We start from the raw sequence: 26,349 nt of genomic DNA, 5'->3' as shown, positions 1-26,349 counted from the left end.
CGGCAACGCGACGGGCGACCTTTCAGTCCCGTGACCCCCACTAGCGCCGCGCCCCCCACCGATCGCTCCATCACCGACTGGATTGCCCTTGTGGCAATCGTCGTGGGGGCGCTGGCCGCCGTGCTCTTGGTGCTACCGTACCGGAGCTTCGACCTCGACCGCTTTCTCGCGCCCAAGGAGCTCGCGGTGCACGTCGCGGCCGCGGTCACTGGTACGGCGACTCTCGCACACGCTCGCGGCGTGCGGTTGGGTCGTGCGGACTTCCTGCTTGGGGCCTGGCTCGTGCTGTCGCTGGCGTCGGGGTTGTTCGCCACCAACCACTGGGCGGCCTTTCGCGCCATCACCCTGAGTGTGAGTGGCGCCATCATCTATTGGAGTGCGCGCCGCTTGGCAGTGGCCGGGCTCGCGGGAATTCTCAGCGCGGGCTTGGCAGCGGTCGTTGTCATTGGCGCGGGCACGGCGCTGGCACAGGCATACGGCGCGCGCTTTGATTTTGCCACGTTGTCGCGAGCGCCGGGCGGCACCTTCGGCAATCGCAACTTTATGGCGCATCTCGCCGCCGCCGGCGTGCCACTCCTTGTGTGGGGTGCACTCGCGGCACGACGACGCACCGGAACCGTGTTGACGACCATCGGCCTGCTCGCGTGTGCTGCGGCGTTGGTGCTGTCCCGCACACGCGCGGCGTGGCTTGCCCTGATGATCGGTGGTGTGATGGCGCTCGCCCTCGTGGTGCGAGGGCCCGCACTGCTCGAACCCGCGCAGCGACGTCGTGTGCTGGTGGTCCTCGCGTCGCTCTTCGCGGGTGTCGTCCTTGCGCTCACCATTCCGAATGCCCTCGACTGGAAAAGCGACAACCCGTATCTCGAGTCGGTCAAAGGGGTCGTCAACTACAAAGAGGGAAGTGGTCGCGGGCGACTCAAACAGTATGTGAACTCGCTCAAGATGACCGCGTCGCACGCGGCGTTCGGCGTGGGGCCCGGCAACTGGGCGGTGCAGTATCCGGCGTATGCGCCAAGCGATGATCCCTCGATTGCGGAAGCCACCGGCATGGCGGCCAATCCGTGGCCGAGCAGCGATTGGGTGGCGGCGGTCTCCGAGCGAGGTCCGATTGCAGCGTTGGCGCTCATCGCATTCTTTTTTACGGTCCTCAGTGCCGGCGTACGCGCGCGCTACGACGCCACGCGTTCCAGCGCGGCGCGGCTCGCGGCACTCGCTGGCGTGGTGACGGTGTTTGTGGCGGTGGTCGAGGGGGCATTCGACGCCGTCCTCTTGTTGCCGATGCCACTGATTCTCGTAATGGCGGCAACGGGCGCCTTGTTGCCGGCCGGCAAGGACGAAGGCACGTTCACCTTCGCCCCTCCCTCGCGGGTGATGTTGCCGCTCTTACTGCTCGCGGCGCAGTCTGTTGCCATTATCACCTCGGCGGGCCGCGTCGAAGCGATGCGACTGTACGGCCTCGGTACGGTGACAGCGCTTGAAAGCGCCACCGCACGAGACCCGGGCAACTTTCGCATTCGTGTGCGCGCGGCCGAAACTCAACTGGCGCGTGGCAAGTGCGCCGACGCCCGCGCACAGGCGCTCGCGGCGCGCGCGTTGTTCCCTCAGGCGCCGGCGCCAAAGCGCGTTCTTGCGGCATGTCCAGGAAAACCATGAGCGATTCTCTCCACACCGATGTGCAGCGCGGCATTCGCTCGGCGCAGATCGGCATGTTGATCAATGTGGTGCTGGCGGTCACAAAGTTGGTCGCTGGACTCGTCGGCAATGCGTATGCGCTCGTGGCAGATGCAGTGGAATCCACCGCCGACATTTTTTCGTCGCTCATTGTGTGGGGCGGGCTGCGAATGGCGGGAAAAGCCCCCGACGAAGAGTTTCCGTTTGGGTACGGCAAAGCCGAAGCACTTGCCGCGGCTGTGGTTGCGCTGATGCTGTTAGGCGCGGCCCTCGGTATTGGAATTGAGTCGATTCTTGAAATTCGCACACCACATCACACGCCGGCCGCTTGGACCCTCGGCGTGCTGGTGGCGGTCATGATCATCAAATGGATCCTGTCACGTCGCGTGAAGACGGTGGGATCGGAAATTGGCAGCGCCGCCGTGCAGGCGGATGCGTGGCATCATATGAGCGACGTCCTCACTTCGGCGGCGGCGTTCATTGGCATCAGCATTGCGCTGGTTGGTGGCAAGGGATGGGAGTCGGCCGATGACTGGGCGGCGTTGCTCGCCTCGGCCATCATTGCCTTCAACGGCGCGTCGATGCTACGTCCGGCGCTCAACGATCTGATGGATCGCATGCCGGGGCAGGACGTGGTGGAACCCGTGCGCAAGGCAGCCGAGAGTGTGGAAGGGGTGCTCGCCACGGAAAAGCTCGCGGTACGGAAAACCGGACTGACATATCGCGTCATTCTGCACGTGCAGACCGACCCCACGCTTCCGATACGTGACGCGCACGTGGTGGGCGGAAAAGTGAAGAGCGCCATCCGCAAGGCGGTTCCGCAAGTCGAATCGGTGTTGGTGCACCTTGAGCCCTACGAGCAGCACGCGCCGCCCACAAAGTGAGCGGCGCGCACGCGGCGGCGTGACAGCCGTGCGAAACTGAAGCCAGCCGTATTGCGAACTACCCGCGAACTACCCGGCGGATTCGTCCTCGCCAACCGTGCTCGCAATCATCCACTGCGCCACGAGATAGGTGCTCGTGATAATGAGCCGCGAGGTAAACGCGTCGCCAATCGGCGCGTGAAAACGATTGAGCGCGATGGCCGAATCCGACACGAGAAAACAGAACGCACCAATCGCCCCACGCCACGCGGCGGCGGAACGCAGGTTGAGCGCACGCCCCCACGCCTGCCAAGCCATCGTGGATATCACGCCAACGTACGCCGCCACGGGAATGCGCAACGCGCCAAGGCCGGGCCAGAGAATGGCGAGCATCGTGCCGGCAATGAGCGCAAACGGGAGAAGCGGTTTGATCCCCGCGGTGCGTCCTGCGCCGTGCGTGGCAAAGGCGCCAATGTAGAAGAAGTGCGCGACCAAAAAGCAGCCGAGTCCCTGCGCAAAGAGCGACGCAGGCCACATCAGGAATACGTCGCCCGCGATCGACCACACCATACCGCCCGCGATGAGCAGCTGATACTGCCGTGACGGGAGAGGCCGTGAGGTAAGGACCATGCCAAGCACCAGCAAGGTCGCGAGGGGCTTGAGCACATACACCGCGGTGCGGAGGCCGGCGCTCTCTACGGCGATCAGTCCGGCCCCGACCAGCGCCACGACGATGGCCGTGAGAAGTTGGCGTTTGGATGGCATCTGCAAAAGCTAACGCGCTTAGGCCGAGTGTGTATCAGCCGCCGATCACATCACGTCGCACTGCTTCGAGTGCTGCGGGATCCGCGACCGTGCCCTGCGCCACTCGCGGCGAGCCACCGCCGCGGCCGCCAGCGGCCGTCAACGCCGACTTGAGTACGGCGCCAGCATTCACGCCGCTGTCTTCGCTCGCCGCAAACACCACAGCGGGCGGAGCACCGGCGGAGCCGAAATACAACGTACGCGATTCGAGCGACGCCGCCTGCGCCCGCAGGCGGAGCGCGTCCATCGTCGCGGCCGTCTCTACGATGCGCACGGTTCCGTCTGCCGACGGTGCGGTCGCGGCACGCAGTTCACGCAACTGAAAGACCGCGAGTTGCTCCGCGAGTTTCCGACGCTCAGCATCCGCCGACCGCTCTGATTCAATGCGCATGGTCACGAGCGCCGGCAGTTCATCAATCCCCGCCGTCAGCTGCGCTGCCATCTCCTGCAACACAGCGAAGTCGGCGCGCGCACGATCGAGTGCACGCCACCCGCAGCGGAACTCTACGCGCACAGCCTTTTTGGTCTTCTCAATCCGCCGCAACGTGATGGGTCCAATCTCCGCCGTTGAACGCACGTGCGTTCCGCCGCACGCGCTCCGATCCACGCCATCAATGCCAACCACCCGCAGGTCACCGTCGCGGTCACTTGGTTTGCGCAGCCCAATGGCCGTACGGGCATCCTCGAACGACACAGTTACCAATCGCCCTTCAAGTACGATTTCGTTTGCGCGTCGTTCCGCGCGCCGCGCCGCGTCGGCGCTCAGCATGTCGGTGTCGAGGTCGAGGGTCGCCGATTCGTCGCCGAAATGCACACTGAGTGTTTTGTGCCCAAACAGATCGGCGAATACCGCCGAGAGCAAATGTTGTCCGGTGTGCTGCTGCATGTGATCCCAACGCCGTGGCCAGTCGATAGTGCCTTTTACGGTGTCCCCAACCGCGAAGCTGGGCGCACGGTCGAGCACGTGCACAATGCGGTCGTCTTCGTCGATCACATCGACCACGCGCGCGCCGTTGAGGGTGCCCGTATCGAACGGCTGCCCGCCTGAGGTCGGATAAAAGGCGGTCGCGGCGAGCGTGACGCGGGTACCGTCCACCGCCAGCACGTCCGAAGCAAACTCTCGGAGGTAGGCGTCGGTGTAATAGAGGCGATCGGGGTGTGATGTCATATGGTGTACGAAGAATCCGCGGCAGGATGCTCGCAAGCCCCGCGATTCGTTATTTTTCGCCATATGCCGCTCCGCGACGTCACCATCCGCTACCTGTCGCTCGACTCACCCGCCGACTTTATGGCCAAACCGAGCGTCCGCGCGGGTGTGACCTTTGCGCGCGTGGGCGCGCCAATGCCGGAGCTGAACCGCTTCTTTTATGCCACGGTCGGCCATCGCTGGTTCTGGATGGACCGGCTCCCGTGGACGCGCGCGCAGTGGATGGCGTACCTCGAGCAGCCGGGGATGGAAACTTGGGTACTCTCGGTGGACGGTGTCCCCGCCGGATACGCCGAGCTCGCGCCGCACGACGACGGAAGTGTCGAGATCCAGTACTTCGGGCTGCTCGATGCCTTCATTGGGCAGGGTCTCGGCGCACATATGCTCAGCGAGACAGTGGCACGGGCGTGGGCCATGGGCGCGCGACGCGTGCTCCTGAACACCTGCGATCTCGATCACCCGGCCGCACTGGCCAATTATGAAGCTCGCGGATTTTGTGAGTACAAACAGGACGTGCAGCGCCGAGAGATTCCGCTCACGCCGCCTGGAGTGTGGGGCGAGGCCTGATTCGGGAGCTCGGAGACGCTCCACCGTTGCGAGTTGAGGAGAATCTCGCATTCGTCGCTGTGACGCACCACATTGTATGAGGAACTCGCGCCGAGGGCCGGCCCGGCTTCCTCACCCAGCGAACAGGATTCGCCGTATGACACAACGTGCCGTCGAGCTGCCTTCATACCGTGCGCACGCCCCAAGCCGCGTGTGGCGCAGCATGTTGGTCATCGCCGCGCTGACCCTCGCGGCGTCGGCCGCGCTGGCGCAAGAAACACGAGCCCGCATCTCGCTGCCAGGCTGGCGGGCACCGTTTCCTATCGAAGATGTCGTGATCGATCTCTCGCTAGACGCCCCATCGGGTAAAGCCTTTACGGCCATCGCGGGCGCGCTCGACGACCTCAAGATTCCGGTGGATACCAGAGACTCCGTTGCTGGGTTGATTGGCAGTATGCGCATTTTGCCCAGTGGCTCACTTGGCGGACTTCGCCTGTCGCGCATTCTGGATTGCGGTCAGGGGCCAACCGGAGCACCAAATGCAGAGTCGTATCGCCTGACGGTGGTGCTACTTGTGCTGATCGACCCAATCGATGCCTCGCACACCAAGGTGCGCATTGGACTTGTGGCATCCGGTCAGGAACCTGGCGGGAGCAATCGTATCCAGTGCGGCAGCAGTGGCCGGATGGAAGAAGTCCTTCAGCAGACGGCCGCCAAGCGGTTGTCCAAATAACCCGGAGATCGCGTGCGCCTTGTCCTTCGTTCGATCCTCGCAGCGTGTGTGGTGATGGGAACTGCCCGCGTAGCGCACGCACAAGCGTATCGTGCACAGGTTGCGTTGCTCGGCTTTGCTGGGCCGATCACCATGGATACACTGGCGATTCCGTTTGAACTGAACGCCCCGCCCGGAAAAGTCTTCGCCGCGCTCGATGCCGCATTCAAGGGCGTGAGTATTCCGATGACGGTGCGTGATTCCGTGCGCGGCATCGCGGGCAATGCGTCCTACCGCAAAATGCGCAACTTTGCCAACGCCCCAGCCTCAAAGTGGCTGAACTGTGGCGCCGGTATGACCGGGCAGAACGCTGACGAAATGCGGTTGACCATTGCCATCATCGCTATCGTCGATCCCGGGAAATCCGGAGGGACGGTACTGCGATTAGGAATGGCCGCGTCAGCAGAAGACGCGATCGGTCAATCGAAACCAGCGATTGGATGTGCCAGTTCCGGCCGACTCGAAGCGGTGATGGTGGACTTCATTCGTAAGCAGACCGGTAGCTGACCAACGTGCCCGAACACTTTCGTACCTGCAATCTTTGCGAGGCGATGTGCGGTATCGCCATCGAAACCAATCAGGGACGCATCACCGCCATTCGTGGGGATAGTCTCGACGCGTTCAGCCGCGGGCACATTTGCCCGAAGGCCGTGGCGCTGCAGGACCTGCATGACGATCCCGACCGCCTGCGCTATCCTGTCAAGCGAACCGCCAACGGATGGCAGCGCATTTCGTGGCGCGAAGCATTGGCGTTGGTGGAGCGCGGCCTCAAGAAAGTGCAGCGCGATCATGGGCACGACGCGGTCGCGTCGTACGTCGGCAATCCGACAGTGCACTCCCTCGGCGCGTCGATGTTCGTGCCACGTTTCTTGAAATCACTGCGCACCAAGAATCGGTATTCCGCCACCTCCGTTGATCAACTACCGCATCACCTCGCCGCGATGTGGATGTTCGGTCATCCGCTACTCCTACCCATTCCCGATCTGGATCGCACGCAGTATCTGCTGGTGATCGGCGCGAATCCGGTCGCATCCAATGGCAGTCTGATGACCGCTCCGGACGTGGCAAAGCGGCTAAAAGACATTCACGCACGCGGCGGTCGCGTAGTCGTGATCGACCCGCGGCGCACCGAAACGGCAGAGCTGGCCAGCGCGCATCACTTTATTCGTCCTGGCGCTGATGCCGCGCTGGCACTGGCGCTGCTGCATGTGATTTTCGCCGAAGGGCTCGAGCGTCCGGGCTCGACCGGCGATTTCACCGATGGACTCGCGGATGTCCGAACCATAGCCGCACGGTATTCGCCCGAGCATGTGGCGACATTCACAGGAATGTCCGCCGAGGTCATTCGTACCATCGCGCGCGACTTTGCCACAACCGACCAAGCGGTCGCCTACGGTCGGATTGGGGTGTCCACGCAGGAGTTCGGTGCGCTCTGTTGTTGGCTGATTACCGTACTCAATATGGTAACGGGGCACCTCGACGTTCCGGGCGGCGCCATGTTCACGCGTCCAGCCGTGCGCGTGGTGGAGTCGGGGAGCACGTACGGCGGCTCAGGCCGCTTTGGTCGATGGAAAAGCCGCGTGCGCGGATTGCCAGAGTTCGCCGGCGAGTTGCCCGTGGCCGCATTGGCCGAGGAAATGGACACCGCAGGCTCTGGTCAAATTCGCGCGCTCATCACGCACGCTGGCAATCCCGTGCTCTCCACGCCCAACGGCGCTCGGTTAGATCGCGCGATGGCAGGATTGCAGTTTTACGCGGCCATCGACTTCTACATCAACGAGACCACGCGCCACGCGCACGTGATTCTCCCGCCCGTAGGCCCGCTGGAGCGCGAACAGTACGATGTGGTGTTTCACGCCTTTGCCATTCGCAACACCGCCAAATACTCGGCTGCCCTCTTTCCGAAGCCCAGTGGGACGAAGCACGACTGGCAGATTCTCTCCGAACTGGCCACCCGCATGACGGGTGGATCGTTTGGCAAGAAACTGCGCGCGCGCATCGAACATGCAATCGTATCGCGCATCGGCGTACGCGGACTGCTCAACCGTGAACTCAAGCGCGGACCCTACACCGAGGAAAAACTCTCGGTGCGCATGCTGGAACAAAACCCACATGGCGTGGATCTCGGGCCGCTCGTGCCCATGTTCCCCGCGGGGCTGCGCTCGGCGAATGCCCGCATCAACCTGACGCCATCAGCGTTGACGGCGGATCTTCCCCGCCTCGACGCTGCCATCGCTGCCGCCGCGCCGATTGAGCGCGGGCTTGTGATGATCGGCCGTCGTGAACTGCGCTCCAATAATTCATGGATGCACAACAGTGAACGGCTGGTACGCGGTAAGCGCCGTTGCACTTTGTTCATGCACCCCGCAGACGCCTCGCAGCGCGCCCTCACTGACGGCGCCTTCGTTGCCGTTCGCTCAAGGACGGGTGAGATCGAAGTCGAACTCGAAATCACCGACGCCATGATGCCAGGCGTCGTGTGTCTGCCGCACGGCTGGGGGCACGCGCGCGAGGGCGTCCAACTCCGCGTGGCAGTCGCTCACGGCGGCGCGAGCCTCAACGACATCACCGACGATCAGCGCGTGGACACGCTCAGCGGCAACGCCGCGTTCTGCGGGGTGCCCGTCGAGGTCCGGCCGGGAACACAAACGCCGTCCGCTACCTCGTAGCGGACGGCGTTCGCGCAACGGAACACGCAGCGCTCAGCGATACGAATCCATCAGGGTATCGAGCGCGCCCTTACCCGGGCACAGCTCCGCGTACGGCAGCTCTACCAGTGGCCGCTCCACGGTGCGTGCCACCGCGTGCATGTCCGCACCACCGCGCTGAATGAAGAGCAGCCCCGTCGCCACCTCGCCCGCCAGCTGACATTCGCGCACGTGCGCGTACGCCTTCTCGCGGTCGTTGGGATCGTACCCCTCTTCCGTCTTCCGGAAGCGCATGACCGTGCCGTCGTGCATCTGTACGGCCGTGACGGCCGCATCGGAATCGGCGGTCGTGATTTCGTGTCGAATTGGTACGAAATCAACCTCGGTCATTTCCACCTCGTGCTCGCGCGTAAAGCGATAACTCTTGGTGGAGCCTTCATGATCGTTGAAGCTCACGCACGGCGAGATCACGTCAATGAGCGCAAAGCCGTCGTGCATCAACCCGGCCTTGAGAATCGGCACGAGTTGCGCCTTGTCACCACTGAACGAACGCGCCACAAAGGTCGCGCCGAGCGAGAGCGCCAAGAGCGCCGGATCGATCGGCGGCTGCACGTTTGCCTCACCCTTTTTGCTCGTGGAACCAATGTCGGCGCTCGCCGAGAACTGTCCCTTGGTGAGTCCATACACACCATTGTTCTCGATCACATACAACATCCGCACATTACGACGAATGGCGTGGCACAACTGCCCCATGCCAATCGACAGCGAATCGCCATCGCCGGAAATGCCGATGTACGTCAGCCCACGATTCGCGGCCGACGCTCCCGACGTCACCGACGGCATACGTCCGTGAACGGAGTTGAAACCATGCGACTGCTTCATGAAGTACGCCGTCGTCTTGGACGAACAGCCGATGCCGCTCATCTTGGCGGCGCGGTTGGGCGGCAGATCGAGTTCCCAGAACGCCTGAATGAGCGCGGCGGTCACCGAGTCGTGCCCGCAACCAGCGCACAGCGTACTCATCGCGCCTTCGTAGTCGCGCCGTGTAAAGCCGAGGGCGTTCTTGGGCAGGCCGGGGTGCCGAACCTGTGGCTTCGAGATGCTGGTCATGCTTCCGCTCCTGCAAAGTGGGCTGTCACCGCATCCACCACAATCTTGGCCGTCAACGGCATGCCGGCGTAGTCGAGCACTGCCACCATCGCGTCGCGTGGCACACCGAGTTCAATGGTGAGCAAGCTGCGCAACTGGGCATCACGGTTTTGCTCAATCACGAAGTTCACCTCGTGTTCGGCAATGAAATCACGCACCGGCGTATCAAAGGGGAAGCCGCGAATGCGCATGAAGTCCACGTGAAAGCCCTGCTCCTTGAGCCGATCCATCGCTTCGCGCACGGCGGCGTCGCAGCTACCAATCGTAATCAACCCAATCTCCGCACCGGGATTCGTAATGACCACCGGCGCGGGCACCGCCTTCGCCGCATTGTCGATTTTCCGACGAATGCGATCGAGAACGTCTTTGTAGGCGTCACTGTCTTCGGTATACGCGGCGTGACGGTCGTGCCCGCTGCCGCGCACAAAGTACGCCCCCTTGGCGTCGCTCCCCGGCAGCGTGCGTGCGGCGATGCCGTCGCCATCCACGTCGAGGTAGCGCGAAAACTTCGGCAGCGCGGCGAGCTGCTCGTCGGTCAGCACCTTGCCGCGGTCGGCTACATAATTTTCGTCCCACTGAAAACGCGGCACCATCCAGTCATTCATGCCAATATCCAAATCGCTGGCCACAAACACCGGAGTCTGAAACCGCTCGGCGAGATCAAACGCTTCGACGGTGAGCGTGAAGCATTCGTACGGGTTTGCCGGAAAGACAATCAGGTGCTTCGTGTCACCGTGGCTCGCATAGGCGAGCATCATCAGGTCGGCCTGTTGCGTGCGCGTGGGCATGCCCGTGCTCGGGCCCGTGCGCTGCACGTCAAAGAAGACACCGGGAATCTCGGTGTAATACGCGAGTCCGAGGAATTCCTGCATCAACGAAATACCAGGGCCGCTCGTGTTCGTAAATGCGCGCGCCCCCGCCCAACCCGCACCAATCGTGATGCCGGCCGCCGACAGTTCATCTTCTGCCTGTACGATGCAGAACTTTTTGAGGCCGGTCGCTTTGTCAATGCGATACTTATCGCAGAATCCCTTGAACGCCTCCATCAGCGACGTACTCGGCGTGATCGGATACCACGCACCCACGGTCGCGCCCGCAAACACCGCACCGAGGCCGCAGGCCGTGTTGCCGTCGATGATGACCTTGTCCTTGGTCTCGTCCATCGCCTCAAGGTGGAAGGGCAACGGGCAGGCAAAGTTCGCCGTAGCGTAATCCCATCCCATCTGGATGGCCTTGGCGTTGGCGTCGAGCAGGCTCTTCTTTTTGGCGAACTTCTCGGTGAGCATCTGCGAAATCACCGCGCGATCAATATTGAGCAGCGCGCCCAGCGCGCCGGTGTAGACAATGTTGCGCAACAGGGTGCGGTCGCGGTCACGCTCAAACGCCTCGGCGCACATGTTGCCGAACGGCACGCCGAGGAAGGTGATGTCGCTGCGCTTGAGCTCGGCGGGGATTGGCCACGACGAGTCGTACATCACATAACCGCCCGAGCGCACCGTCTTGATGTCTTTGGCGAGCGTGTTCGTGTTCAGGGCGACAATGAGGTCTACCTCTGGCGGGCGCGCCATGTAGCCAGCGGCGCTCACGCGCACTTCATACCATGTGGGCAACCCCTGAATGTTCGACGGAAAAATATTCTTGCCGGCAACAGGAATCCCCATTCGGAAGATGGCCTGCATCAGCAGCGAGTTGGCCGAGGCCGATCCCGTGCCGTTGACGGTCGCCATCTTGAAGGCAAAATCATTGATGCCGCTCATCGTGCCGCTCCCGCCGCCGCAATATGCGCCGGAATGATCGATTCCAAAGTTGCGCCCGCATACGGCACGAGCAGCTCGAACTTGCGCATGTCCCACGCCGCCGTCGGGCAGCGTTCGGCGCACAGCCCGCAGTGCAGACAGATGTCTTCGTCCTTCACCATCACGCGCTTGGTTTGCGGCAACGCACCGCTCACAAAGATGTCCTGCGTCATGTTTGCCGCCGGCGCGCTGAGCCGCGTGCGCAAGTCGGCTTCGTCGCCCACAACCGCAATCGTCAGGCAGCTGACCGGACAGACGTCCACGCAGGCATCGCACTCAATGCACAGTTTGTCGGTAAAGTGCGTTTCGACGTCGCAGTTGAGGCAGCGCTGCACTTCGAGGGCCGTTTGCTCCGGCGTGTAGCCGAGTTCGACTTCGACGTTCACGCTCGAGAAGCGCTTCACCAGCTCCTCGTGCGTCATCTTCTGCCGCGGACTCGGATTGAAATCGTTATGGTAGCTCCAGCTCTGCATACCGAGCTTGGCGCTCACGAGGTTCATGCCGTACTCGAGCCGTTCGGTGACCGGCGCGGCAGCGCAATGATTGTGAATGGAGATGGCCGCTTGGTGCCCGTGCTCCACCGCCCAAATGATGTTCTGCGGTCCCCATGCGGCATCGCCGCCAAAGAACACGTCAGACCGCGTGCTCTGGTGCGTAACCTTGTCGACGACCGGCATCTCCCACTTGTCGAACTCGAGGCCGAGGTCGCGCTCAATCCACGGGAAGGCGTTGTCCTGACCGATGGCGAGAATCACATCGTCGCAGGGAATGATCACGGTTCCGGTGACTTTGCTCACCTGCTTGCCGGCAGCCTCGGACCACTCGAGCTGCTCGAACTCCATGCCCACGAGCTTGCCGTTTTCGATGACGAACCGCTTGGGCGCATGGTTCTCGAGAATCGCCACCTGTTCCTCCTCGGCGTCCTCGAGTTCCCACGGCGAGGCTTTGAAATATTTGCGCGAGCGGCGCGCGATGACCTTCACATCGGTGGCCCCGACGCGCTTGGCGGTGCGGCAGCAATCCATGGCGGTGTTGCCCACGCCAATGATGACCACGCGCTTGCCAATCTTCTCCACGTGTTCGAAGTGCACGTTGGCCAGCCACTCGATGCCGATATGGATGTTCGGCTTGGCGCTCTCGTCCCAGCGGCCTTCGATGTCGAGTTCCTTTCCCTTGGGCGCGCCGCTGCCGACGTACACGGCGTCGTAGCCCTCGGCGAGCAGCGCTTTCATCGACGAGACTTCGGTGCCGTACTTCATGGTGGCACCCATGTTGATGATGTATCCGCACTCGTCGTCGAGCACTTTCGCCGGCAAACGGAAACTCGGAATGTTCACGCGCATCAGCCCGCCGGGCTGCGCGTTCTTCTCGTAGATAGTGACGTCGTAGCCAAGCGGCAGCAGGTCGTTGGCCACGGTGAGCGCGCTCGGCCCCGCGCCAACAAGCGCCACGCGCTTGCCGTTCTTCACGGCCGGCGCGGTCGGGAGCTGATCGGTGATGTCGTCCCGCAGATCGGCGGCCACGCGCTTGAGGCGGCAGATGGCGACCGGCTTGCCGTCCACGCGGCCGCGGCGGCAGGCCGGCTCGCAGGGGCGATCGCATGTGCGTCCGAGAATACCCGGGAACACGTTCGACGCGCGGTTCATCAGGTACGAGTCGGTGTACCGACCCTGCGCGATGAGGCGGAGGTAACCTGGCACGTTGGTATGTGCCGGGCACGCGTACTGGCAGTCCACCACTTTGTGGTAGTGGTGGGGATCGTTGACGTTGGTCGGGGCCAAGCTTGAGCCTCTTATATAGTCGTGTATTGGGATAGTGCCTAAGGGAGTGGGGTCCCGGCAAGGGCGGAGCGCGGGAATCGGACGGGGGTGGAAATCGGATGGTTGCGGCAAGGAAAAATGGGCACCGCAGATTGGCGCGTGGCCACTTTCTTTTTTCTACCAGCCGAGCGTATCGTATGGGTATGCCGCTACTTGCCGAGCATCATTGGACGCCAGAAGAACTGCTCGCATTGCCTTGGGACGGGCAGCGGCACGAGTGCATCGACGGGGTGCATGTCCTGACGCCGTCGCCGAGCGAACCGCATCAGTCGGTGGTCACGCGCCTCTTGGCCGCGTTGATCCCGTACGTGGACGCTGCCGGTCTTGGCAATGTGTACACCTCGCCGGCCGATTTGCGCCTGACGACAGGCGCGCTCGTTCAGCCAGATATCTTCGTCGTGCCTGCCAACCAGACGGGTTGTGGATGGGAAGGCGTGAGATCACCGCTGCTCGTCATTGAGATCCTCTCGCCGGGCACCGCCCGCAATGATCGCGGACTCAAGCGGCACTACTACCAGTCCGCTCCAGTCGGTGAGTTCTGGATCGTCGATGCCGAGGCACGGTTGGTGGAGCGGTGGCTCCCCAGCGACGAGCGGCCCGAAATCTGTTCGGGGTCGATTGCGTGGCGACCTTCCCAAGACAAGGAGCCGCTGACAATCGACCTGCCAGCGCTGTTCAGGAAGGCGCTATTTGACGAAACAGGCGCTGATTATAGGCCATAATAAAGCCAGTTATGCGCCACTATAGCGCCTATGGCACCTTCACGCTCGGATACTGAATCCCCAGCTGCTCCAAATACGACCCGTACTTCTTGGGGTCGTAATAGAACTTCCGCATCTCCTCCCGATACTTCGCCATCTTCTCCGCGTTCAGCCGTCAGCTTACCCGTGCATGAGACCGTTCGTAGCTAGACTCGGCGGCCCGGGTTGACCTCGGCAGAAAGGTGAGCGGCGGGACCCGGCCGAGGCTGAGATGCGGGCGCCGCGTATTGTAGATCGTGAGCCATCGCTCCGTCTCGACGCGGACATCGTCGAGCGAGCCGAAAAGATACGCGTCCAGGACTTCCTTCCGATAGCTCCCGTTGAAGCGTTCGATGTACGCGTTCTGGTTGGGTTTGCCCGGCTGGATGTGCCGGAGCCGGACGGCGTGCCGCGTACACCACTGCGCGAGTTCCGCAGAAATCAGTTCGGGGCCGTTGTCGCAGCGCATGGCCGTCGGTGCGCCGTGGATCGCGACGAGCTGATCGAGCACTGCGGTGACGCGCACCGCCGGCATCGACAGCGCGATCTCCACCGCCAGTGCCTCGCGGTTCCCCTCGTCCATCACGTTCAGCGTGCGAAAGCGTGTGCCGTTGTACAGCATGTCCGACATGAAATCGAGCGCCCACATCCCGTTGAGCACCGCCGGCGCATCGAGCGGCTGCTGCACGCGGGCCGGCACCCGCCGCTTCGTCCGGCGAGGCAAGTTCAGTCGGAGCGCGCAGTAGACGCGATACACGCGCTTCCAGTTCCACGGATGGCCCGCGAGGCGCAGCGCATCGTAGCAGAGCCAGAAGCCCCACTGGGGCATCTCGGCGACGAGCGCGGTCAGCGCCGCGATCACGGGCGCATCGCGGTCGAGTCGATCCAGCGGCGGTCGGTAGTATGCCGCCCGCGAGAGGGACGCGACCTGGCACGCGCGGCGCACGGACAGCCCGTGGTCGGCCACCAGGATCGCGATCACCTGCCGCTTCGCGGGCGGCGTTACAGCTTGCGCGAGAGGACGTCTTTGATGGCGGTGTTCTCGAGCGCCAACTCGGCGTACATCCGCTTCAGCTTGGCGTTCTCCGCTTCCAGCTCCTTCAAGCGGCGGAGTTCCGCGACCGTCGCGCCGCCGTACTTCGACTTCCAGGTGAAGAAGGTCGCCCGGCTGATCCCGTGTTTCCGGATGACCTCCGCAATCGGCACCCCACCCTCGACTTCCTTCAACGCTCCGACGATCTGCGATTCGGTGAACTTGGAACGGCGCATGTCTCCTCCATGGGCACCGCTCAAATCTAACTTCGATGGTCTACTTCAGGGGTAAGCTGACGAAGCCAAATCGCCGGCTGATCGCTCGGCGCCATCAGCGGCTTGTACTTCACGGTCTTGGTCTGGACGTTGGTGAAATAGTCCCACGCGTCGGCCACGACCTTCGGCTGCATCATCAAATCCAACAATGTCATCGCCTGCACCTTGGCGCCGGCCACCACGCCCTTATGGGCAATCGGCGTGGCCATCGCGATGCCGTCGCTCCAGTTGTGGCCAGGCGTGCCGGGGATGTTCGCGGGATAGTACAGCGTGATCGTCGGCACCGTCCAACTGATGTCGCCAATGTCGTCGCTGCCGGTACCGGTGCTCGCGGCCGCCGCGGCCTGCGGACTCCGGAGCGGCGGCACTGTGGTGCTGAGCCCTTCGGCCGCGACGCCGAGCAGACGTTGCACGCCACGGGCCATCGCCTGATCCTTCGCGTCCCACGCCGGCATCCCCACGGTGGCGGCGTTGGCGTGCATCGCCTCGGCGAGCGACTTGTTGAAGTGCGGACGCCACGCCGAGCCGATCACCTGAATGGTGTCCACCTGCGTGCCGGTCATGGTCGCGGCGGCCTGCGCCATCTTCTTGGCGTCGTCGTACATCGCGGTCACGCGGTCAAAATCGCGCTCGCGGAAAAAGAACCAGATGCTCGCGGTGCTCGGCACCACGTTTGGTTGATCGCCGCCGTCGGAGATGATGTAGTGCGAGCGCTGCGCCGTTTCCATATGCTCGCGCTTGTACTCCCAACTCTGCCCCATCAGCATCACGGCATCGAGCGCACTCTTGCCGCGCCACGGTGCGGCGGCCGCGTGCGCGCTCGCGCCCTTGAACTTGAACAGCGCACTGATGAGCGTGAGCGCTGGTTCGTCGCCGTACGAAATACCGAACTCACTGCTCACATGGGCAAAGAGCGTGGCGTCCACATCCTTGAACACGCCAGCGCGCACCAAATACGCCTTGCTCGCCAGCTGTTCCTCGGCGACACCAGGCCACAACACGATGGTGCCCTGCAGCTTTTCGCGCGTCATGATGTCCTTCACCACGAGCGCGGCGGCGATGTTGAGCGGCACGCCGCTGTTGTGTCCTTCGCCGTGCCCGGGTGCGCCGGGGACAATCCCATCGCGAAACGCCTCGCCGGGTTTTTGCGTGGACTGCGGAATGCCGTCAATATCTGAACCAAGCGAAATCACGGGTTTGCCCGAGCCCCACTTGGCCACCCACGCCGTGGGCATGCCGGCGACGCCGTGCTCTACGGTAAAGCCATTCTGCTCGAGGATGCCGCTCAAATACTTTGAGGATTCGAACTCCTGCATCCCCAATTCGCCAAACGAAAAGACCTGATCCACCATCTGCTGGATCATCTTGGCCTTGGCGTCGATGGCCTTAGGAATCTCGGCTTTGAGCCGAGCGAGACGCGGGTCGGCAGCGCCTTGGGCGCCGAGCAGGGCGGGGAGGAGCGAGCAGGCAAGAGCGAGGCGACGGGTAATGCGCACAGTGGACTCCGTCAAATTTCAGGGAACACGGGGTAGTATTGGTGGTCTGCTCTGGAGAATGTACGAAACAACCACCCGTTTGCGTGACCCCCGCCGTGCGACGAGCCGTGATGGGGGTGTTGATGCTGGTTGCGGGGCGCGCCTCCGGGCAGAGCGCCTCTGACAGCGCGCGCGCGCGGTGGGTGGCGGACAGCACACGATCGGCGGCGCGCCCCGATTCCATACGCGCCGCGCTCGACTCTGCGCGCGCACGATCGCCCCAGCCTCTGACGGCGGTCGTGGTCACACCGGGGACATTCGGACTCCTCTCCCCCATCCGCGGCACCGCCCAATCGCTCGGCCGCGACGCCATTATTTCGCGCCCACAGCTGGGCGAAGACCTCTTTCGGTCGATTCAACGTCTCCCGGGACTGGCAAGCAACGAGTTCGGTGCAGCCTTTCATGTGCGCGGTGCGGAGATCGACCAGTTGCATGTGTCGCTCGACGGCCTCGAACTGTTCGAACCCTTCCATATGAAGGACTTCGACAACGCGCTCTCGATTCTCGACGTGCAGAGCGTGGAAGGGATCGACCTCGTGACGTCGGGCTTCACGAGTGAATACGGCGGCCGGCTGGGAAGCGTACTCTCCATTCACTCACGTGCGCCGCGCACCGACAGTCTTCGCGCCTCTGTTGGCGTGAGCGTGACCAACGTGCGATTGCAGGCGCAGGGCGGTTTTGCAAATGGACGCGGCGGCTGGAGCGTCGCAGCTCGGCGCGGCTATCTCGATCTTGCCTTGAAGCTCGCCGGGCGCAGCGATTCTGTGTCGCCCCGTTATGCCGACCTATTGGCCACCGCGACCTGGGACATCAACGCGCGCCACAAGCTCGCCGCACATGTACTCTGGGCCGATGACGATCTGCGCTACCGAGTCAAGGACGGCGGCATCACAAGCCGCTACGGAAGCCACTATACGTGGCTCACGTGGGACGCGGAGTTCACCCCGCACCTGTCGGCGCGCACCGTGGCATCGCTCGGGCAACTGGATTGGACTCGTGGCGGCGACGCGCAAATCATCTCAGCGATCCGCTCCACCATGCGCGATGAGCGCAGCGCCGGATTTGGCGGCGTTCGCCAAGATTGGGTCTGGTCGCTTGGTGACCAGTTTCTGATCAAGTTCGGCGGAGAGTTTCGCTCGGAGCGGGCGACGTACGACTACGCCGCCATCCGTACCAAACGCGCCGTGATTGCCGACACCATCGCGAATCTCGCGTTCCCCGTCAGTGCAGCTTTCTCAAAGCATGGCGCGCAACTCGGCGCGTACATAGCACCGCGTTGGAGACCGACGCGCTGGCTCGTCGCGGAAATTGGCGCCCGATTTGACGATGCCACCTGGTCGCATGATCAGTCCGTCAGTCCGCGAGCGAATGTGATGTTCACTCTCTCGCCCACCACTACGCTTCGTGTGGCCGCAGGCCGCTATACACAGCCGCAACAGGCGTTTGCGCTGCAAGTACAGGATGGAGTGACGCAGTTTGGCAATGAAGATGTCGCCGAGCATCGCGTGATGGGACTCGAGCAACGATTCGGATTGTTTGCGATTGCCAAGGTAGAAGCGTATGAGCGCAAGGTGACGTACGAGTCTCCGCGCTACATCAATCTTCGCGGCGACCTCCAAGTGTTTCCGGAACTCGAACAGGATCGCGTGCTCTTTCCAGCGACGCACGGCCGCGCCACGGGTGTGGAATTCAGCGTGCGCGGCCTCGGTGCCGGCGAATGGGATTGGGCAGCGAGCTACACGCACGCCAATGTGAGCGATCGACTGGGCACGGTGGACGTCCCGCGCAAATGGGATCAGCCGCACACATTCTACGTGGATGCCACTTGGCGCCCGGTGGATTCCGACTGGCGATTGAGCCTCGCGTTTCAAGCGCACAGCGGATGGCCAGAAGCACCGGTGCAGTTCGTGGCTGACACGGTGCACAACTCAAAGGGCGTGCGCTCGGTGACGGTGCTGACGCAATACGGCCCGGCAAACGCCCTCGGAACGCGTCGCATGCCCTGGTATCACCGCGTGGACGCACGGCTCACCCGTGACGTGGCACTCCGTCACGGGAAGCTCTCGTTCTTTGTGGATTTGTTCAACGTGTTCGACGCGGAGAATCCAGCCGCGTATAACTATCGCACGTCGGTGAGCGGGAACTCCATTCTCGTGACCCGCACCCCGGACCCGCAGATTGGGCGCTTGCCCAGTGCGGGGATTACGTGGGAGTTCTAGCCGCGCGCCAGCACACGGTGGCGCGCGGCGCCCGCGATTAGCAGGGCATCGTGGGCTTGGATTCTTTTTTCGCCGAGCCTTCGTTGCTGAAGTAGATCATGTCCGCCGCGAACTGACCAAACTGCCGCATCGTGAGGTACATGTCGCCACTGCCGCAGCGATTGCTGATGCGGACTGACGAAGGCGCTTTGACCGCTGGATCGTTTGACAAGAAGGTCACCTGCAAATCCGACATGGCGGTGCACGTCATATCGGAGTTTGTTCCGGGCATCGCGTCGCACAACGACCGGGGACGCATCCGCGGCCGGAAGGTGATCATGATTTCGGAACCCTGCGGCGAATCCTGCGTGCGGTATCCGTGCGCCTTGAGACCGGTGCGCATAGTCGCTTCAAAATCTTCCGCGGAGCCGTACTTGCGATCGGCCCCGTAGTCGCCGGAGGTTTTGCCGGTGCCCCAGTCGAACGCCAGCGAGCACGTTTTGTCGTGGCACGGAAAAGCCGGGGCGGGCGCCTGCGCGGAAGCCACGCGAACCGTTCCGGCCAGCGCGAGCGCTCCCACAAGTGCGGCAAATCGAATCTGCATGGTTCATTACCTCGGTCAACGAGACAGGTACCACTCTCTATCGAACTTAACATACAAAGGGGACGCCGCAATGCGCGGCGTCCCCTTTGTGCATCGAGCGCTTCGGACTACTGCAGCACCTTTTTCACGATCGGATACTTGATGCCGAGCTGGTCGAGATACGTCGGGAACTTCTTGGAGTCGTAGTAGAACTTCATCATCTCCGGCCGGTACTTAGCCATGATTTCCTTATTCAGCCAGATGGGCGGCTGATCCGTGGCCGCAAAGAACGGCTTGTACTTCACGGTCTTGGTCTGAATATTCTCAAAATAATCCTTGGCGTCGGCAATCGCCTGCGGCGTGAGCAGCAAGTCGAGAATCGTCATCGCCTGCACCTTGGCGCCCGCGACCACGCCCTTGTGGGCGATCGGCGTGGCCATCGCAATCGCGTTGGCCCAGTTGTGGCCAGGCGTACCAGGAATGTTTGACGGATAGTTGAGCGTGATGGTCGGCACGTTCCACGCCACGTCGCCGATGTCGTCCGAGCCACCGCCGGTGCGCTGATCGTCGCGCACGGGGCCGCCGAGTCGGCCGCCTTCGAGCAGCAGCCCGCTCTCGCGCTGGCCGAGTTCACGCTGCAGTCCCTTGGCGAGTGTCTGATCGTTCTCATCCCACTTGGGCATGCCCACGCGCTTGATGTTGGCGTACATCGCTTCGGCCACCGGACGGCTGAAGTGGCCGCTCCAGCCGGATCCGATCATCATCACGGTGTCGAGCTGCGTGCCGGTCATAAGCGTGGCGCCCTGCGCCATCTTCTTGGCATCCTCGAACATCGCGGTGGTCTTCTCGTAATCATTGTTACGGAAGTAGAACCAGATGCTCGCCGTGCTCGGCACCACGTTCGGCTGATCGCCGCCGTCTGGAATCACGTAGTGCGAGCGCTGCTGCAGTTCCATGTGCTCGCGGTGGAACTCCCACGACTGCCCCATGAGCATCACGGCGTCGAGGGCGCTCTTGCCGCGCCACGGTGCACCGGCGGCGTGCGCGCTCGAACCCTTGAACTTGAAGAGCGCCGAAATCAACGCGGTGCTTCCGCTCTGTCCCCAGCTCACACCCATGTCGTTGCCGACGTGGCAGAAGAGCACGACGTCCGCATTCTTGAAGACGCCCGCGCGCACGAGGAAGGCCTTGCCCGCCATTTGTTCTTCGGCAACGCCCGGCCAGAGCTCGAGCGTGCCAGAGATCTTTTCGCGAATCATGATCTCTTTCACGGCGAGCGCGGCGGCCACGTTCAGTGGCATTCCGGAGTTGTGTCCTTCGCCGTGCCCTGGCGCGCCAGCGACGATGGCTTCGTGATACCCGACCGCCGGCCGATTGCTCGCCTGCGGAATGTCGTCAATGTCGGAGCCGAGGGAGATGACCGGCTTGCCGGTGCCATTGCTCCAGCGGGCAAGAAACGCGGTCGGCATTCCGCCCACGCCACGTTCCACTTTGAAACCATTTTCTTCGAGAATCCCCGTGAGGTACTTGGACGTCTCGAACTCCTGCATGCCGAGTTCGCCGTAGCTGAAGATCTGGTCCACCATGACCTGGATCATCTTGGCCTTGCCGTCGATGGCCTTGGCCACATCTTCTTTGTACTTCTCGAGCTGCGGCGTTTGGGCGTACTTGTATTTGATGGAATCGGCCCAGTTCACACCACCGCCGCCACGGCCTTGAGCGTGCAGCGCGATGGGGGCGAGGATCAGGGCAACGGTGGCGGCGGCGCCGCGCAACCAGTTCGGTCGAAACATCGTTGGGAATCTCCAGTGGGTACGTCGAGGCTACGCATTGGCGCGATGGGTGTTGAACGCGTCACATTAGAATATGCGGCTGGCGAGCGGTCTAGGCCACCGGACCGTGGGACCGAGGCCCCTTGGAACGGACCGCCGCCGCACGCCGTTTGTCCGCTTTAGGCGGTTCTCGCCCCCCCCCCCCCAACATCACCGGCGCCGGAGTGACGATGTTCACGACCATTCAAAGCTTTCTCGATACGTGGGCGCACGAATCAGCTTCCACGCAGAAAATTCTCAACGCGCTGACCGACGCATCGCTCGCCCAAAGTGTGTCGAACGATCACCGCACCCTCGGCCGCATGGCGTGGCACATCGCGCAGACATTGCCCGAGATGATGCACAACACCGGCCTCACGGTGGCTGGCGTGGATGCCCACGCACCGGTGCCGTCGAGCGCGAAGACGATTGCCGACGGCTACGCCGCCGCGTCGGCCTCACTCGTGAAAGAACTGCAGGCCAACTGGACTGACGCCACGCTCGACACGATGGACAGCATGTACGGCCAGCAGTGGCCGCGTCGCCTCACGCTCCAGGTGCTCGTGATGCACCAGAACCACCATCGCGGGCAGATGACGGTCCTGATGCGTCAGGCCGGGCTCGCGGTGCCCGGCGTGTATGGTCCGGCCAAGGAAGAGTGGGGCGCGATCGGTATGCCCTCGCCCGCTATCTAGTTCACGGCACGGCACCCGCGGCGCCAGCGCGCCGCGGGTCCGCACCGGCCGTCACTTTCTTGCCGTCAATCGTGATGGCCGCGCCGTAGCCCTCGCGCAGTTCACCACGCAGCGACACCACGGTAAAGTCGTAGCCGAGTTCGCGGAGACGTTTGATGACGTCCGGCGAGAAGCCATCTTCAATTTGAATATTGTAGCGCGCCTCGGTGGCCGCCGCCGCGGCACGACCGCCCGCTCCGCCTGCGCGTCCACCACCTCCCGCTCCGCCCGCGCGTCCACCACCACCCGCTCCGCCGCCCGCCCCTCCGGGGAGAAAGCGCGGAAGTTCGAGCGCACGTTGCGCATCGTAGCCATAGTCGAGCGCACCCAGCAGCGCCTGAAACACCGCCGACGTAATCCACGAGTTGCCCGCCGCACCAACGGCGAACACAGGCTTCTTTCCCTTGAAGACGATGGTCGGTGCGAGTGTGCTGCCGTGTCGTGCGAATGGCAGACGGTGTCCGTATTGCGTGGAGTCGGTGCCGTAGCTCGTGAGTTTGTCGTTTGAGAGAAAGCCAAGCCCCGGCGTGACGTAAAAATTTCCGCCCCACGTGCCGAGCGTTTGCGTGACGGCCACGACATTGCCGTCGTTGTCTGCCACGGTGAATGCTGTGGTGCCAGCAGAATGGCACGCGCTGATTTCGCGCGCGTGGTCGGGCGCGGCGCATTCAGCGAGCGCCGCGTCCGGTGCATCGTTGCGCTCCGGTGCGGATTTCGCGCTGTCCGTCTTTGTGTTGCGGGCCAAGCAGGCGAGCGTGTCGCCGCGGAAATCCGACGGGCGAATCGCTCGTTCGGCGTCGTAGCACTTCCAGCGCGCAACAGCCGTGTCACGATTGATAATGCTCGCCACATCTATGGGCCACATTCCTGGGTCCGCAATCTTATTGCGCGAACTCGGCACCAAATACCACGCGGTGAGCGCGGCGTTGAGTGTAGCCGCGTCGTCGGGGTATGGTTTGGGCGTGGCGAACTGTTCCATCAAGTTCATCCGCGCCGAGAGTTCGGCGCCACCACTCACGGGTGGAGCGCTCGACCAGAGGGTGAAGCCGCGATATTGCCCGGCCACCGGCGCGCGTTCCACGGCGTAATAGCGCGAGAGATCGTTGCCGGTCATCACGTTGCCGTGCGCGCGAAGGTCGGTCACCCATTTGTCCGCCACGGCGCCTTTGTAAAATCCGTCAGCGCCGTTGGCAGCGATTTGTTCGAGCACCCACGCGAGTCCGCTGTTGCGCACGGTGTCACCAGCCACGAGCGGGTGGCCGTCCTTGAAGAACAGCGCACGACTTCCCTCATACTTGGCGTAGTGCTCACGCTCGGTGGCCAGTGTGGTGGCGAGTCCTTCGCTCACCGCGTAGCCATTGCGCGCAGCTCGTAGGGCAGGCGCAATGAGATCTTTCCACTCGAGCTTGTGACTGCCGTAGCTCTTCCACGCGAGATACATCCCGGCCACCGTCCCCGGCACATTCACCAATGCTGGGCCATCACTCGGATATCGACCATTCTGCAACAGTGAGGTATTGGCGAGCGACGCCGCTTCCGGCACACGACTCATGAACTCAATGAGTGTCGGCCGTTCCATCCCCTTGAGCGTGACCACCATTTCACCGTAGCCGCCTACGCCACTGGCATCGGGTTCTACCACGCCTAGTGCAAAACTCACCGCGACGGCCGCATCTACAGCGTTGCCGCCGGCACGGAACATCTCGAGCCCCGCTTCGGTGGCCACGGGGTGGGCACTGCTCACGGCAGCGCGGCCGGTGGCGGTGGCCTTGAGCGGCGGCCGCTCGCGGAGCATCGCCCAGATGGCGCGCTGGAGCTCGTCGTCGTTTCGCGCGGCAACAGCTTCCCCGCGATGCTTGGTGCGGACCGCATCCCACTGTGCGCGGCGCGTTGTTGCATCCGCGGCGGTGAAGTACAGCTTGGTGGAACGCTCCCACACCCGATCATAGGCCGCGGCGTTTCGCGCGGCACGATCGTCGGCGGCCGTCACGTGTTGTTCCGCGAGGTTCGCGTCGGGCGCCACTGGTGCAGCGACGAAGAACAGTTTGTCGGTGGCGCCAAATCGCTCAGCGGCCACACGCTCACCGAGTCGGTCCGGGTCGCCGTTATAGCCAACGGATGGCTCGTCGTATTCGGCAATGGCGACCGTCGCGCCGTCGGGCGACCAGGCGATGTCGCCGTGATGTGTAGAGGCAATGTTCGTGTAGCGTCCGTCGGCGGGCGACACAAACACGCCGGCGCGCGTCGAGAACGCCACGCGATCACCCGTCGGCGACCACGCAAGTCGCTCGGCGGCCCGATCGGCGTTAACGGTGGTCTCGCGTCCGTTCTGCACGCCGCGCACGATCACGCGGCGCACATTCTCGCTCGTCACGATATACGCCACACGCTGACCATCGGGAGAAAAGCGCGGCGCGGTTTGCGTGTTCTCACGATCGTCGAGTCGGCGTTCGTTGCCATCGGTGGCGCGAATCCAGATGCGAGCCGATGCGCCACGTCCCCGCACAAATGCAATGCTGCCGTCGGGCGCGGTCGTGGGCGCGCTTTCGTCGGCAGCGGAGGTGGTCACACGTTCGGGTTCTCCGGCGGCGCCGTCGGCCGTGACGCGCAGTCGCCAGAGATCCCAGTTGCCCGAGCGATCAGACGAGAAGACGATCGCCGAGCCGTCGCGCGTGAAGGCGGGGTCACGGTCCCAGGCGCTGCTCGTGGAGAGACGCGTCCACGCCCCTGATGTGCGGCGCAAAAACAGTCCGCCATCGCTACTCACCGCTACCCGTCCGTCGGGCGCGTAGGTGGGGGTGCGAACAGCGTGCAGTGCGGTGGAGTCAGCACTGGCGGCCTGCAGCAGAAAGGCGGCGAGAACGAGAGACACGGCGAGCTCCGGCTATCTAATGAAGAGGATGTCGAAAAAATACGGCGCGGGGCAGTGGTTCGCTGGCGATGCCGCCGTCGCGGCGGTACCGTTGGGGTTATGACTTGGATCAAGACGTTCGACCCAATGGCGACCCCCGGCCCGTTGCGCGATGCCTTTCTGGCCCAGGCCAAGCTCTACCCCAAGGAGTATGGGCAGGGGACGCAGCCCAGCGTGCCCGCGGAAGAAAAGATTCTGGCGTCGCACAGCCTGATTCCGGCCGCGTTGCAGCACGCCTTCTCGACATTCGGCGCCGCCATGGCGCCCGAACTCCCACTCGAACGCCGGCATCATGAGATGATTGCGACGGTAGTCTCCGTCACGAACAACTGCCGGTATTGAATGGAATCGCACGCAGAGTTTCTGCGTATGGTGGTACAGGACGACACGCTTCCCGACGCGCTACTGCGCGGCGAATGGCAGACGGCGCCCATGAGCGACAAAGAGCGGGCGATGCTCGCGTACGCAGTGGAGATCACCGTCGACGCCACGCGGGTGTCGCCGGCGACGCTGGATGGTTTGCGCGCGCACGGCTTTGATGATACCGGCATCCTGCAGATCACGATGATTGCGTCGTGGTTCAACTACATCAATCGGATGGCGGATGCACTGGGGGTGGGGAGATAAAGGATGTAGGTCGTATGCGGTTATCCGTTAACCGATAACCGTTAACGGATAATCGATAATCGCATCCGACTGACGACAGAGCACGCCTCAGGTGTAGGACCCTTTCCACGCCCTCACGTGCTCAAAGATCAACCCGGTCTCAATGTGCCCAACCTCAGGCCGCGTGATGATCGCGTCAATCGCGAAGTTTTTCAAATGCTCGGCGTCGCGCACCAGCACATGCACGAGAAAGTCATTCTCGCCTGAGGTGTGATACACGGCCGCCACTTCCGGCAGCGCGAGTACATACGCGCGGAAGTGATCGTAGTTCTCTCGCGAGTGCGTGCGCATCCGCACCGAGATCATGGCCTGCAGGTTCACGCCGAGCGCGGCGGGGTCGATGTCGGCGTGAAAGCCGCGCAGCACTCCCGACTGGAGCAGGCGTTTCACCCGTTCGTGGCAGCTGGAGGGGGCCAACCCCACCTGCGCGGCGAGCTCTTTGTTGGAGAGCCGAGCATTATTCGCCAGGGCGGCGAGTATCTCGCGATCGATTCGGTCGAGGGTGTCTATTGCCATGTCTGCTCCGAAAAACATTCGTTTGACAGAACAACTATACGAAGGAGATACTGTATATAGCAACCTAACCG

22 protein-coding genes are annotated in these 26,349 nt (G+C 63.1%); 11 read left to right on the top strand and 11 right to left on the bottom strand.

Annotated features, from left to right (window positions below):
* Positions 1-30: 30 nt before the first annotated feature.
* Together NTZ43_15035 and NTZ43_15030 are read left to right on the top strand one after the other, a co-directional pair.
* The gene (locus NTZ43_15035; GenBank protein MCX5768533.1) at positions 31-1,653 is read left to right on the top strand and encodes an O-antigen ligase family protein; all 1,623 of its coding nucleotides are present in this window, start codon (positions 31-33) and stop codon (positions 1,651-1,653) included.
* Positions 1,650-2,555, top strand: a complete 906-nt coding sequence (locus NTZ43_15030) for a cation diffusion facilitator family transporter (protein ID MCX5768532.1) — start codon at positions 1,650-1,652, stop codon at positions 2,553-2,555. Before NTZ43_15035 ends, NTZ43_15030 begins: the two co-directional genes overlap by 4 nt.
* A gap of 69 nt (positions 2,556-2,624) precedes the next feature.
* Here NTZ43_15030 and NTZ43_15025 read toward each other — a convergent pair whose 3' ends face one another.
* Both NTZ43_15025 and NTZ43_15020 read right to left on the bottom strand, forming a co-directional pair.
* Positions 2,625-3,299 carry a lysoplasmalogenase gene (locus tag NTZ43_15025; GenBank protein MCX5768531.1) on the bottom strand — a complete coding sequence of 225 codons (675 nt, stop codon included), beginning with the start codon at positions 3,297-3,299 and terminating at the stop codon, positions 2,625-2,627.
* Between the two features lie 34 nt (positions 3,300-3,333).
* Positions 3,334-4,506 carry an alanine--tRNA ligase-related protein gene (locus tag NTZ43_15020; GenBank protein ID MCX5768530.1) on the bottom strand — a complete coding sequence of 391 codons (1,173 nt, stop codon included), beginning with the start codon at positions 4,504-4,506 and terminating at the stop codon, positions 3,334-3,336.
* A 63-nt stretch (positions 4,507-4,569) separates the two neighbouring features.
* Between NTZ43_15020 and NTZ43_15015 the strand changes: the two genes are divergently transcribed.
* From NTZ43_15015 to NTZ43_15000, 4 genes are all read left to right on the top strand, one after another.
* A complete protein-coding gene (locus tag NTZ43_15015; protein MCX5768529.1) occupies positions 4,570-5,112 on the top strand; it encodes a GNAT family N-acetyltransferase in 543 nt (180 codons plus the stop codon).
* Between the two features lie 136 nt (positions 5,113-5,248).
* Positions 5,249-5,824, top strand: a complete 576-nt coding sequence (locus tag NTZ43_15010; protein MCX5768528.1) for a hypothetical protein — start codon at positions 5,249-5,251, stop codon at positions 5,822-5,824.
* Between the two features lie 12 nt (positions 5,825-5,836).
* On the top strand, positions 5,837-6,370 hold the full coding sequence (locus tag NTZ43_15005) for a hypothetical protein (GenBank protein ID MCX5768527.1): 534 nt from the start codon (positions 5,837-5,839) through the stop codon (positions 6,368-6,370).
* A 5-nt stretch (positions 6,371-6,375) separates the two neighbouring features.
* Positions 6,376-8,532 (top strand): molybdopterin oxidoreductase family protein, encoded by a 2,157-nt coding sequence (locus tag NTZ43_15000; GenBank protein MCX5768526.1) that lies wholly within the window; start codon positions 6,376-6,378, stop codon positions 8,530-8,532.
* 33 nt (positions 8,533-8,565) lie between these two features.
* Here the strand turns inward: NTZ43_15000 and NTZ43_14995 are convergent, their stop codons facing one another.
* Genes NTZ43_14995 through NTZ43_14985 form a run of 3 tightly spaced genes read right to left on the bottom strand, consistent with a single transcriptional unit; the run spans position 8,566 to position 13,237 of the window.
* Positions 8,566-9,621: a 2-oxoacid:ferredoxin oxidoreductase subunit beta gene (locus tag NTZ43_14995; GenBank protein MCX5768525.1), complete on the bottom strand. Its 1,056-nt coding sequence runs from the start codon at positions 9,619-9,621 to the stop codon at positions 8,566-8,568.
* Positions 9,618-11,417: a 2-oxoacid:acceptor oxidoreductase subunit alpha gene (locus NTZ43_14990; GenBank protein MCX5768524.1), complete on the bottom strand. Its 1,800-nt coding sequence runs from the start codon at positions 11,415-11,417 to the stop codon at positions 9,618-9,620. The genes NTZ43_14995 and NTZ43_14990 overlap by 4 nt, the downstream gene beginning before the upstream one ends.
* Positions 11,414-13,237, bottom strand: coding sequence for an FAD-dependent oxidoreductase (locus NTZ43_14985; GenBank protein MCX5768523.1), 1,824 nt, complete (start codon positions 13,235-13,237; stop codon positions 11,414-11,416). Before NTZ43_14985 ends, NTZ43_14990 begins: the two co-directional genes overlap by 4 nt.
* A 182-nt stretch (positions 13,238-13,419) precedes the next feature.
* Between NTZ43_14985 and NTZ43_14980 the strand changes: the two genes are divergently transcribed.
* Positions 13,420-13,998: a Uma2 family endonuclease gene (locus NTZ43_14980; GenBank protein MCX5768522.1), complete on the top strand. Its 579-nt coding sequence runs from the start codon at positions 13,420-13,422 to the stop codon at positions 13,996-13,998.
* A gap of 154 nt (positions 13,999-14,152) precedes the next feature.
* Here the strand turns inward: NTZ43_14980 and NTZ43_14975 are convergent.
* Positions 14,153-15,285 (bottom strand): IS3 family transposase gene (locus NTZ43_14975; protein ID MCX5768521.1). Its coding sequence is split into 2 segments (ribosomal slippage): positions 14,153-15,024 and positions 15,024-15,285, totalling 1,134 coding nucleotides; the frame shifts between segments, so codons are not numbered across the junction.
* Positions 15,286-15,311: 26 nt separating this feature from the next.
* Positions 15,312-16,820 (bottom strand): amidohydrolase, encoded by a 1,509-nt coding sequence (locus NTZ43_14970; GenBank protein ID MCX5768520.1) that lies wholly within the window; start codon positions 16,818-16,820, stop codon positions 15,312-15,314.
* A 95-nt stretch (positions 16,821-16,915) separates the two neighbouring features.
* On the opposite strand from NTZ43_14970, the gene NTZ43_14965 reads away from it, so the two are divergent.
* Entirely contained in the window at positions 16,916-19,078 is a 2,163-nt protein-coding gene (locus NTZ43_14965; GenBank protein MCX5768519.1) for a hypothetical protein, read from the top strand.
* Between the two features lie 37 nt (positions 19,079-19,115).
* Here NTZ43_14965 and NTZ43_14960 read toward each other — a convergent pair whose 3' ends face one another.
* Complete coding sequence (locus tag NTZ43_14960; GenBank protein MCX5768518.1) at positions 19,116-19,661, bottom strand: hypothetical protein; 546 nt, start codon at positions 19,659-19,661, stop codon at positions 19,116-19,118.
* 107 nt (positions 19,662-19,768) lie between these two features.
* Positions 19,769-21,433, bottom strand: coding sequence for an amidohydrolase (locus NTZ43_14955; GenBank protein MCX5768517.1), 1,665 nt, complete (start codon positions 21,431-21,433; stop codon positions 19,769-19,771).
* A gap of 209 nt (positions 21,434-21,642) precedes the next feature.
* Here NTZ43_14955 and NTZ43_14950 point away from each other — a divergent pair, with 209 nt between their 5' ends.
* The gene (locus NTZ43_14950) at positions 21,643-22,146 is read left to right on the top strand and encodes a hypothetical protein (protein MCX5768516.1); all 504 of its coding nucleotides are present in this window, start codon (positions 21,643-21,645) and stop codon (positions 22,144-22,146) included.
* Position 22,147: 1 nt separating this feature from the next.
* Here NTZ43_14950 and NTZ43_14945 read toward each other — a convergent pair whose 3' ends face one another.
* A complete protein-coding gene (locus NTZ43_14945; protein MCX5768515.1) occupies positions 22,148-25,057 on the bottom strand; it encodes a gamma-glutamyltransferase in 2,910 nt (969 codons plus the stop codon).
* Positions 25,058-25,156: 99 nt separating this feature from the next.
* On the opposite strand from NTZ43_14945, the gene NTZ43_14940 reads away from it, so the two are divergent.
* Positions 25,157-25,438, top strand: coding sequence for a hypothetical protein (locus NTZ43_14940; GenBank protein ID MCX5768514.1), 282 nt, complete (start codon positions 25,157-25,159; stop codon positions 25,436-25,438).
* Positions 25,439-25,723, top strand: a complete 285-nt coding sequence (locus tag NTZ43_14935; GenBank protein MCX5768513.1) for a hypothetical protein — start codon at positions 25,439-25,441, stop codon at positions 25,721-25,723.
* Between the two features lie 87 nt (positions 25,724-25,810).
* Here the strand turns inward: NTZ43_14935 and NTZ43_14930 are convergent, their stop codons facing one another.
* Complete coding sequence (locus NTZ43_14930) at positions 25,811-26,272, bottom strand: Lrp/AsnC family transcriptional regulator (protein MCX5768512.1); 462 nt, start codon at positions 26,270-26,272, stop codon at positions 25,811-25,813.
* Positions 26,273-26,349: the final 77 nt, after the last annotated feature.

The sequence above is a fragment of the Gemmatimonadota bacterium genome (genome assembly GCA_026387915.1).
Classification (GTDB): domain Bacteria; phylum Gemmatimonadota; class Gemmatimonadetes; order Gemmatimonadales; family Gemmatimonadaceae; genus Fen-1231.
This window is presented reverse-complemented; position numbering and strand designations above follow the sequence as displayed.

Coding starts and splice junctions, on each gene's coding strand:
- NTZ43_14950 (MCX5768516.1), top strand. CDS start 21,643: ATGTTCACGACCATTCAAAGCTTTCTCGATACGTGGGCGCACGAATCA.
- NTZ43_14935 (MCX5768513.1), top strand. CDS start 25,439: ATGGAATCGCACGCAGAGTTTCTGCGTATGGTGGTACAGGACGACACG.
- NTZ43_14980 (MCX5768522.1), top strand. CDS start 13,420: ATGCCGCTACTTGCCGAGCATCATTGGACGCCAGAAGAACTGCTCGCA.
- NTZ43_15020 (MCX5768530.1), bottom strand. CDS start 4,506: ATGACATCACACCCCGATCGCCTCTATTACACCGACGCCTACCTCCGA.
- NTZ43_14940 (MCX5768514.1), top strand. CDS start 25,157: ATGACTTGGATCAAGACGTTCGACCCAATGGCGACCCCCGGCCCGTTG.
- NTZ43_14990 (MCX5768524.1), bottom strand. CDS start 11,417: ATGAGCGGCATCAATGATTTTGCCTTCAAGATGGCGACCGTCAACGGC.
- NTZ43_15030 (MCX5768532.1), top strand. CDS start 1,650: ATGAGCGATTCTCTCCACACCGATGTGCAGCGCGGCATTCGCTCGGCG.
- NTZ43_14960 (MCX5768518.1), bottom strand. CDS start 19,661: ATGCAGATTCGATTTGCCGCACTTGTGGGAGCGCTCGCGCTGGCCGGA.
- NTZ43_14955 (MCX5768517.1), bottom strand. CDS start 21,433: ATGTTTCGACCGAACTGGTTGCGCGGCGCCGCCGCCACCGTTGCCCTG.
- NTZ43_14995 (MCX5768525.1), bottom strand. CDS start 9,621: ATGACCAGCATCTCGAAGCCACAGGTTCGGCACCCCGGCCTGCCCAAG.
- NTZ43_15025 (MCX5768531.1), bottom strand. CDS start 3,299: ATGCCATCCAAACGCCAACTTCTCACGGCCATCGTCGTGGCGCTGGTC.
- NTZ43_15010 (MCX5768528.1), top strand. CDS start 5,249: ATGACACAACGTGCCGTCGAGCTGCCTTCATACCGTGCGCACGCCCCA.
- NTZ43_15015 (MCX5768529.1), top strand. CDS start 4,570: ATGCCGCTCCGCGACGTCACCATCCGCTACCTGTCGCTCGACTCACCC.